A 9,450-nucleotide genomic window follows, 5' to 3' on the forward strand; every position below is an offset into this window, starting at 1 on the left:
ATAAAAAAAGACACACCGATGGCAGGTTATGTGCCTTCGGTGTGTCCGTTTAGCTAAAGAATGAATCTATTAATTTGTATATTTCTCTTAGCGAATTGTTGTTCATGTACAAGAATACATCTCTCAATTTTAAAAGTCAACAGTTTCAGAAAATCCTAATGCTAATATATTCATTTGTATTTTTCTTATTTTCTAAGTATCTAATCTAAAGAAAACAATATTTGAAATAAAAATATATACAAGTATTTTATATAAATAATACAAGAATGATATATAACTAAACTCAATTATTATATATAAAGAGAAAATACAGGTGCCTATAAATCCTTATATACCGCACGTTCTTTTATAATAAACCAAATTACATATCGTACTATCCCCATTACATACAAGTAGTGAATCATGAAAAACACAAATTAAGAAGCTAAATATCATATTACTAAGAATTCACAGGTTTTAATATATAGTATTAAGATAATCACAAGTATTGAATCGAATTATAAACAGAATGAATCGTATCCAAAAGCAGCATAAACTGTTTATATATTTATGTAAAAGCGCCGGTAAAGACATTTCCTTAACAAAAAAACATGTCCTCAAATTAAAGAACATGCCAAATAACCCTTGCTTTTATGTGATTTTTTAACAAGGGCTGCTGCTTACTATATTTTTTAAGATTTTATGAAATCTGGATAGGCACCATTTTGATTATAATAATTCATCATTACATCGTTTCTTTCTTCTACAGACAAGCTTTTTTCCGTAAAATTAGACCAGGATTCTCTAAATTGTACTCGCATAAATGCAGGAATAGAGAATATTTCTTGCTCTTTCGTATAATTTTCAACCTGATCTAATGCATAAGTCATTGCGGTAATCAGTAATTCGTTTTGTTTTTCCTTTGTTGGCATGTATGCAGCAACGTCCACAATTTCCTGTTTAAATGCAATCATCATATTTTCACGATCTTTCTTTCGTAATGATTGTCCCATATATTTTAAACGAGATACTGCTTCCTTTCTGCATTTCGCTACTGGTCTATGTAAATCTTTTTTATCATTCTCAATTACACAGTTTAAAGAAAATACCACATTGAACTTTTCAATGATGACTTGTTTCACCTGTTTTCTAACACGCGCTATGCGAGAGTCGCTAGACTTCTTTTCCTTAGAATCAATTGCTGTAAATTGCACAATTGGTTTTACAATTTCTATGTATTGTCGTACCTTCTTTGCATTACGATTCAATTTGTCCTTTAAAAAATCCATTCTTCTTGTAATCTCGAACTCTTGAATCTGGTGCTTATAATGCTCCATACCAATTTTTCTCGAAAAAGTATTTATTAATTCTAATAGGAACATAATCCCTCTGTTATCACGAGCCTTTACAAGACTACTAAGTATAGTTGTTTGAATAAGATGAAATGGAATTCGGAAATATGATAGTGATATATCTGTAGTTTTTGCAGCAGTATGGTTATACAAGGCATAATCTACAACCTCATATACAGTACGATTTCCAACAGGTGTCTCTTTTACGAGCCTACGCTCCAAGCAAACTTGAAACCCCGTATAAATTGTTGTGTAGGGAATCCCACTTTTCTTAGCAAGATCCATGATTTGAAATTCACGTGGTAGCATACCAATATCATTACATTCAAAGTGAAGCAAGATATAAGTAGCTAAAGCTGAAGATGGTAATTCTTTTCGTTCATTTTCTAGTTTCACGATGTTTAATAATCCATCGAAAAACTTAACCCCATGAACCTTAAAGTTCTGTTGGGAAAAAGCCATTTGCGCATTCATAGTCTTCTTTTACTCCCCTCCCCAAAAACACAAAAAAGACACACCGCTGGCAGGTAATACGCCTTCGGTGTGTCCGTTTAGCAAATTTTTATTTATTTATTTGTATATAACCCTTAAACAATTGATATTCATGTATAGATTATCTTTATAAAATTAAAATGTCAATACATTTTCTCATTTGAATTTTATAAGAAATAAAACCTATAATTGATTTAATTAGAAGTTGTACCGTAGATATCTTCTTACTGTTAATAATATGCGTTCGACTTCCTATCATTTCCATTTGAATAGACTTTCCCCATAACAACCACACTTTTTTTTAGCGTAACACTATCAGTATGTCCAAGTTTAGAAGATTACTTGCAAAAACTTTAGAGTTTTTGCACCAAAACCTTTCAACCTTTATATACAGCCGGATTTTCAAAACTACTTAGTACATAATTAACTCACATATTAATGTTATGTAAACAATTAAAATTCATTCCAGAGAATGCATTCACATTAACATATCAACTGACATTAACATGTAATCAAATTCCCGCTGTTAAATGTTGATTTCATATCAATATTTAACAGCGGAGAACAAGTATACACACACATTCATTTGACATCATTAACAACCTTATAAGAAACATTTCTAAATGACTAGAATTATAAATACCTATAGAACCTGCCCAGGCTTGCACCATAGTTAAAAGCTAACAAAATATAATAAAACTTATAAACCAATACATACTTCAGTGTATTAATAACCTCTATAACAAATCTCAATTATTTTTTTGATATATTTCACCTAAATAAACACTACTTCGATGGAGCTTCAAAATTCACTCTTAACTCTATGAAACTAAACCCTTAACAAGTTGTCCTTTTAGTTGATACAAAATTAACAACAAGTATAGCATCGTATTCAAATATCAATCTCTTGTTAATAGCATTATAGTTTCATGTTAATGATAATAATATAGATATTCTTAACAATATCACTCAATAACCGGTCAACATGTTAATTTCATTCTCTTTATTCACTTTGTTATTTGCATACATAATTAATCAATTAACACCGAAAAGGTATTGATCGACTTATTTAGATGATCAAAAGGAAACTTTAGCATATTTAACCTTCATATCAAAGTGTTCTATAAAATCCATCACTATATATTTATTTTAGTTGATAAGACATTGACATTGATAGAAGGCTGTTCTTGTGTAATTTATTTCATATCAATGTTACATTCCATGTTAATGTCAATACAAACCCAAGATTCGCCCCTGGATCGGATGATTTTCACCTTTATTAAAAAACAAGGCGTTTTATGTTAGATAAATAACGTCTTTAAGTTGTTTAAAAGCTACCAGTGTTAAATTAACTATGCAAATCCAACCAAGTATCCTATACCATATTAAAATACTCGTACATTTCACATTAATGGCAGCGTAGAGTGGGAATTAACTCTTACAGTTTATTTATCTTGATTTTGCTCCTATATCGCTAAGTACATTTAAATTCACCAAATAATACTAATGTAGTAGTATTATTACCTTTTTCTCTAGTTTTTATACATTATAATTTAAATTCCTTAGTTTAGTATGCTTGTTTTTCCATAGTATACTTTAATTATATCCTTATAACTTATTTACAAAACACCTATATTTCCTTATCATTAATATTAAGTGACATGATTTGTTAATCTCATGGCAACTATCATTAATCTTACTAACATAAAAGATAGGTATTTTCATCGATAGAACATTACCATTTAGACACTTAGAGTTAACAGTAATATCAACAAATCAAGCATATTACGTGTTAACAGTTAATGTTTTGTTAACAAATATTCGGTTACATGTTAATTTTATATTTCATGTCAATTACTGAACAGGTAGGGATTTACATGATTATTATCGAATTAATGCCTAACATGTCAATTTCAGTTTACATGTTAATTACAAATAGGGTGTTTATGAGTTGATTTTTAAGGAGGTAGTTACAGTGATTGACCAAAAAAACGAATCACAAGACCATCAAACTAATGATGATGACATATTAAATGATACTGTTTTTGAAAAAGCATGGCGAATAACTGAATTTTCCAAACTAGTCGGGCGTCATCATAATACTGTTTATAATTGGTTCAACATTCTAGAGGAAAAAGGGCTTCACGAAACTTTAAGAACCCAAAACACAAACGAAAAACTCTATAATATGTTAGATCTTGAAATTGCTCTATTTATAAAACAAAAAAGAGATGAAAAATGGTCTTTAGATGCCATTATTGACCTTTTACCACACCAGTTTGATTTAAGACCAGTTTCACCAGAGAATCAAACAAATGAAGTATCTACCGAATTAAACCTTCAAGCCGCTGCAGAAATTATCGAAAAAATGGTAACTAAGCAGTTAGAAGAAAAAATAAAACATATTGAATCTCATTATGAAGAAAGGGTTGAAAATATACTAAAACAGTTACCACAACCAGAAGATGTAGAAACCATAAAATTACGCCAACGCCAAGATAGACTGGATAATTTCATTATTGAGCATAGAGCACGTCAGGAATTAAGAAAACAAGCAGAAAGCCTGTGGAATAGTAAACCTGAAGAAGAGCGTACTAGAAAAGTAGGGTGGTTTAAAAAAGAGGAAGATTTGGGTAGAAAACAACTCTTCATTGAGCAGTACATACAGGATAATATTATTGATTATATAAAATCTCTTATGAATACTGTGGAATAACAAAAAAGTCTGGATCTTTATCCAGACTTTTTCTTTATTTTGTAGTACCGAACATCTTATCTGGATCTAGGAAATCCGCAAATTCATCATCTTCATTTGCTCCAGCATCTTTATTTTCTTCATCACTACCCATATCAATAAAATCTCCAAATGCAAAGCCTAAGTCGTCATCATCATCTACATTCTCTATTGTACTAATTTGAGACTTTGTGTACTGAATTTGGCTTTGTCTTTCTTTAAACTCATTAAATTCTTCAACTAAACCTTTAGATAACCTTGATGGTAATGCATCAGTTTTATAGAACGTATATACACTTCCTAAGAAATCATTCTTACTTACTAAATACCCGTTAAAAACGGTACCATTTATAGGTAGATTATTTGAAACTTCTACTTTAGCATCATCCATAAAGGAATCATCAATGTTTTTTTGCTCATCTAAGATAGCCAGCATGCCAAAATGATGTACTCTTGACGCTTCAACAGAACCATCGTTATTTTTCTTCATCAAATCAATCGGAGGATGGAATGAGCTTCCTCTTAATGACTCTTGGAACATCTCTATAATTGCATGGCTATTTTCTATCTGGTTCATATTGCGTGAAACCTTATTAATAACTAAACAGCCCGTTTTCTCAAGTAAAATACGTTTAAAGTCTTGAGAATCAAGTATTACAGATGTACCAGATCCATTGGCAGCAGTATTTAACTCATGAATAATCTCACTAATGCGTTGATTTGCATAGTCTCGTGAATTGGCAATACCTTTTTTCTCATTTTCATTTAATTTCTTAAATTCATCATAAAAGTGCTGGTTATCAGCAAATACTACAAATGCTACACCTTTTGATTTATCATTTGCTAATTTCCAAATCTCCTGTGAAAATTTATTTACTTGTCGTAATACATCTGGCCCATCTGCTCGGACAGGCAGTGTTACAACAATCCCCATTTTTATAAAGTCTTTGCGTTCAATAGCATTTTCAAAGGCGATTCTCGTAAACTTCGCTTGATTTGCTTTTATTTCAGCCATTGGGTATTGCTGTGCAACTTTTTGTAATTCTTGTCTAATTACTGGCTTATTATGAAAAGCCGAAAACTCTTCAATGGCCTTAATGATTGTAGAGGTTCCTGTGCCTCCACCAAGTCCTGCAAAAAACAAAACAAGTTCATCAGATGGTCTTACACGTTCAGTTATAAATTCTTTTAATTTTTCTTTTGCGTCATCATTTGAATCAAGAACCTTTACCGCACGCTCAGGGTTTTTACCTAAACCACCTAATTTAAGTGAAACTTGATTGCTTTTTGGTACATTTTTTAGTTCGGCTAGATCCCCATCATTACTATTTAGCGCTAAGCAGTTATATACTGCTGTTCCGTCTGTATGTTTATATTCCGCAAATTTATCTACCATTCTAGTACCAGCTTGACCAAAACCAATCATCGTCATTTTAACTGCTACTTCATTCTTCAAAAAGTTCTTTGCCATTATTTTATCTCTCCTTATTCACTTTTTTTTCTTTTTCCTAATTCAATAAGTACTTGTTGTCCTCTATAAGTTAAGATTAAAAATTTATATGGGTGCATAGTCTTTTCATAAATTAAAGACATTGATGATAATGTACTCACACTTATTTCAGCCGAACGCCTTGATATATTTGTACGTTCAACTTCTAATGAATAAGATTTTCCTTTTGTTTTCTTTACTCTCCTGTCTATAACTACATTTTCCACTATTTCATTAATGGATATGCCCCTCATATATGTTGTCTCTTGAAATTGTTTGTTTACTACGTTTCCTATGTATAGAAATACACTGTATAGTATCTCATCTTGTTCAAGAATATCAGCAAACATGTTTACTACTTCATCTGCAAACTTGATTGTTTGATATTTTTCACTTAAAACCTCGTTCAAGTTGTCCCCCCCTTAAAGCATTGGTTAATTATTCCTAGAAACATAGTACATCATTATACGTCGTATATCAAGTCATTCTATATAAAACTTATATATAGAACTTATAAGTCTCTTAATAAAAGAAATCCGTATTTTACATAGGTTCTTATATACGATGTATATATAAAGCGTATATAAGATATATCAATCTCACACTTCATGTAATTCACATTTTATCAAGGATTGATTTACTATCATGACTACATGAAATGAACATATCAAAAAATAGCTCTATTTTATTAATATAAAACTTATAAATTATCAATCCAAAACCTTGTGCATTTTATATATACACTTTGTATATACAGCGTACATTAAACACTATATATATCAATAAATTCCATTCTTATATATATCAATTTCACATCAACACTACATAGTAAGCGGTACATGTAAGTTGTGTGTATAAGAATTATATGTACCGCTTATATAATAATGAGGGAAAAGTTCTGTATTTTAATAATTAACATTGCACTCATCTATTTATATTGATTAAAAGCTTCCATTAAGTTTCTATAAAAATTCATACTTCATTTTCCCTTCATTAACAATTTGCTTTTACATGATTCATCTCTTGTTAGAAAAGGGATTGTTAATGTTATGTTAATGCATTTCTTCGCTTAACTTAACTCTTTTATTAATTCGCACAACTGTGTATGCAGTAAAAACAAGGGTGCTGCATGTGAATCCAATTTCTTATCAATTTCAGTCATTCCTAAAAATCTATTAGGGAAGATTGTTAATTTCATATCCACAAAATTACTCAATCATTTTAAACACTTTGTAGTTTAAAATGATTGAGTAGTTTACTTCGATCGTTCTGACATTTTCACTCCATTATTTTCATATGAACAAAAGACGGTATCTCAAAATTTATTATGTAGTTTTATGGTTTAGTGAATGGGGATCTAAATTAAGGTAAAGAGCCCATGGACGTATTTATACCATGCCGTTGATTCAGAAAGAAATAACATTAATTTTCCTCTAAGTAAATTGATGATTCAACACAAAAGGAAAAGCCTACAAAAAATTGAATCTCGCACTGAACCAGTAATAGAAGTAGACACTCAATCACAAAAAAGAAATTAATAATCTAATAACGAGGAAAGAAAATCACTCTTTGTTATCAAAATCCTTTTTATAATTCTTGAATAATTTCAATCCATAAAAATCTTAATATTCCTATCTACGTCTTGTTAGGGCGGTATAACATCACTTTATTAGTAATTTTTCTTTTGAATGCTTGTTAGGTATCTAGCAGTACCCCGTCCTAACAATCAGAACAATCTCGTAAATCCCATTAAATCGATAATTTTCTACAGATTTATAAAGCAAGTTATCATCCCAACTTTGGAGTACAAGAGTAGGTATCTCTAGAAGGCAAATCCTCTCATTCATTTTTTCTTGTTTTACAACCAATATTTAGATGTACTAGTATATATAAAATGATACTTATTTAGTTTTAGTTTAATTTAAGATACGAGGTGTATATAATGTTCAAAAAACTGTATAAATATAAACGACCAGGTACCCAAAAATATTTTCATCTAAAAGAAGCAGACATATTTGTTTTTACAGTTTTATATTACAAAAGAGCCCTTACAACACGTCAAATCACTACGTTATATAGTGCATTTGAGGGGAGGGAATGTTCAGAAGCAAGCGTATTTACAAAACTCGACCGATACTCCCAATATGGTGCTATCCTAACTAAAAAAATAGATAAAAGGGATGACAGTATAACAAAACGCGCTTTATTTTCCTTGAAAGAGAAAATAATTGAATTCTTAAAAGAGATAGGGAAGCTCCCACCTGGCGCTTCAAAAAAAAGATATTCACGTATAAATTCACTTCACACTTTATGTTCACGTGAGGTTCTTGTTCGTACTCTACTAGCTACTACAGAGAAGACACAAAATAATGAGATTTTATATAAATTAGATATCCGCTCTTATTACCTGAAGAAAAATATGAAAATTGAGGATGGCCAGTTACCGGTGATACCTGATGAACACATTTCATATCAAGATAAAAATATCTATATTGAAATGGATATGTGTAAAGAAACCAATTCTACCTTAGTTGAAAAAGTAGGCAAGTATGTAGAATATGCTCAAAAAACGAAGGACAATGTTTCAGTTATTTTTGTCATGTACGACAAATCAATGTTCCTTGCAGAAGAAGCAGAACCACCATACGTACGTATGAAGAATCTATTATTTTCTATGAGGGAGTATCACGAACTTTTAATGACAATACCTAATCTAAATATTTACGTCTGCTCACTTAAAGATGCTGGAGACGTTATTTCAGATATCATTCTTGGAAAAGATGACAACCAAAATTTCGAACAAGATATTCTTGTGCCTTTATCTCAACGTACAGTAGGAGATGCTGAATGGCGTTATGCATTTGTTGAGAACGTACAAATATTTAAGGAGCCAATAGATGGCGGTCTACGTCGAACTTATAGGCGAGACAAAGACGTTATACAAGATTTCTTCTTTATTTTTGGGAACGAAAATGATTATCGAATGATCGCTAGATTAGATGACGTCGTGTTTTCAAGACGAGAAGGGGATGACGGTGTTCCACTTGTAGTTATCTATCCTAAACGTGAAAAGCCCAGAGATATTCTTCTGATGGACACTTATGAAAATGTACGACTGCTATCAATCCAAAATAAAAGTATCCATATAGACATGGATGAACAGATCATGGTACGTACTGCAAATAACGTTCATCCGAAAAGACGTAAACTTGTTGAGTTATATTAATCTATTATTTTTTATATAACACTATATAATTTTATTGATTTTCATTATTTAAGGTGGTAGAATAACGTTTGAACATATAATTAAAACTACAATCAAATCAGAACATATGAATTAAGGCAAGCGACACACGCTGTTTTTACAGTGGGTGTCGCTTGCCTTTTTTTATTTGGAGAAAGGT

5 protein-coding genes are annotated in these 9,450 nt (G+C 30.8%); 2 read left to right on the forward strand and 3 right to left on the reverse strand.

Annotated features, from left to right (window positions below):
• Window positions 1-671: 671 nt before the first annotated feature.
• On the reverse strand, window positions 672-1,805 hold the full coding sequence (locus MR155_RS30105) for a hypothetical protein (protein ID WP_242311994.1): 1,134 nt from the start codon (window positions 1,803-1,805) through the stop codon (window positions 672-674).
• 1,993 nt (window positions 1,806-3,798) lie between these two features.
• Between MR155_RS30105 and MR155_RS30110 the strand changes: the two genes are divergently transcribed.
• Window positions 3,799-4,539, forward strand: a complete 741-nt coding sequence (locus MR155_RS30110; RefSeq protein ID WP_242311995.1) for a MerR family transcriptional regulator — start codon at window positions 3,799-3,801, stop codon at window positions 4,537-4,539.
• Between the two features lie 34 nt (window positions 4,540-4,573).
• Here the strand turns inward: MR155_RS30110 and MR155_RS30115 are convergent, their stop codons facing one another.
• Both MR155_RS30115 and MR155_RS30120 read right to left on the reverse strand, forming a co-directional pair.
• Window positions 4,574-6,028, reverse strand: a complete 1,455-nt coding sequence (locus tag MR155_RS30115) for an FtsZ/tubulin family protein (protein ID WP_002069458.1) — start codon at window positions 6,026-6,028, stop codon at window positions 4,574-4,576.
• Between the two features lie 14 nt (window positions 6,029-6,042).
• Window positions 6,043-6,456, reverse strand: a complete 414-nt coding sequence (locus tag MR155_RS30120; protein ID WP_078205620.1) for a hypothetical protein — start codon at window positions 6,454-6,456, stop codon at window positions 6,043-6,045.
• A gap of 1,532 nt (window positions 6,457-7,988) precedes the next feature.
• Here MR155_RS30120 and MR155_RS30125 point away from each other — a divergent pair.
• Window positions 7,989-9,272 carry a replication-relaxation family protein gene (locus MR155_RS30125; protein WP_242311996.1) on the forward strand — a complete coding sequence of 428 codons (1,284 nt, stop codon included), beginning with the start codon at window positions 7,989-7,991 and terminating at the stop codon, window positions 9,270-9,272.
• Window positions 9,273-9,450 lie beyond the last annotated feature (178 nt).

It is taken from the genome of Bacillus cereus group sp. BfR-BA-01331, from assembly GCF_022663915.1.
GTDB classification, from domain to species: domain Bacteria; phylum Bacillota; class Bacilli; order Bacillales; family Bacillaceae_G; genus Bacillus_A; species Bacillus_A mycoides.

Excerpts from the sequence above, each read along its gene's own strand:
- MR155_RS30125 (WP_242311996.1), top strand. The coding sequence starts at position 7,989 with ATGTTCAAAAAACTGTATAAATATAAACGACCAGGTACCCAAAAATAT.
- MR155_RS30115 (WP_002069458.1), bottom strand. The coding sequence starts at position 6,028 with ATGGCAAAGAACTTTTTGAAGAATGAAGTAGCAGTTAAAATGACGATG.
- MR155_RS30105 (WP_242311994.1), bottom strand. The coding sequence starts at position 1,805 with ATGAATGCGCAAATGGCTTTTTCCCAACAGAACTTTAAGGTTCATGGG.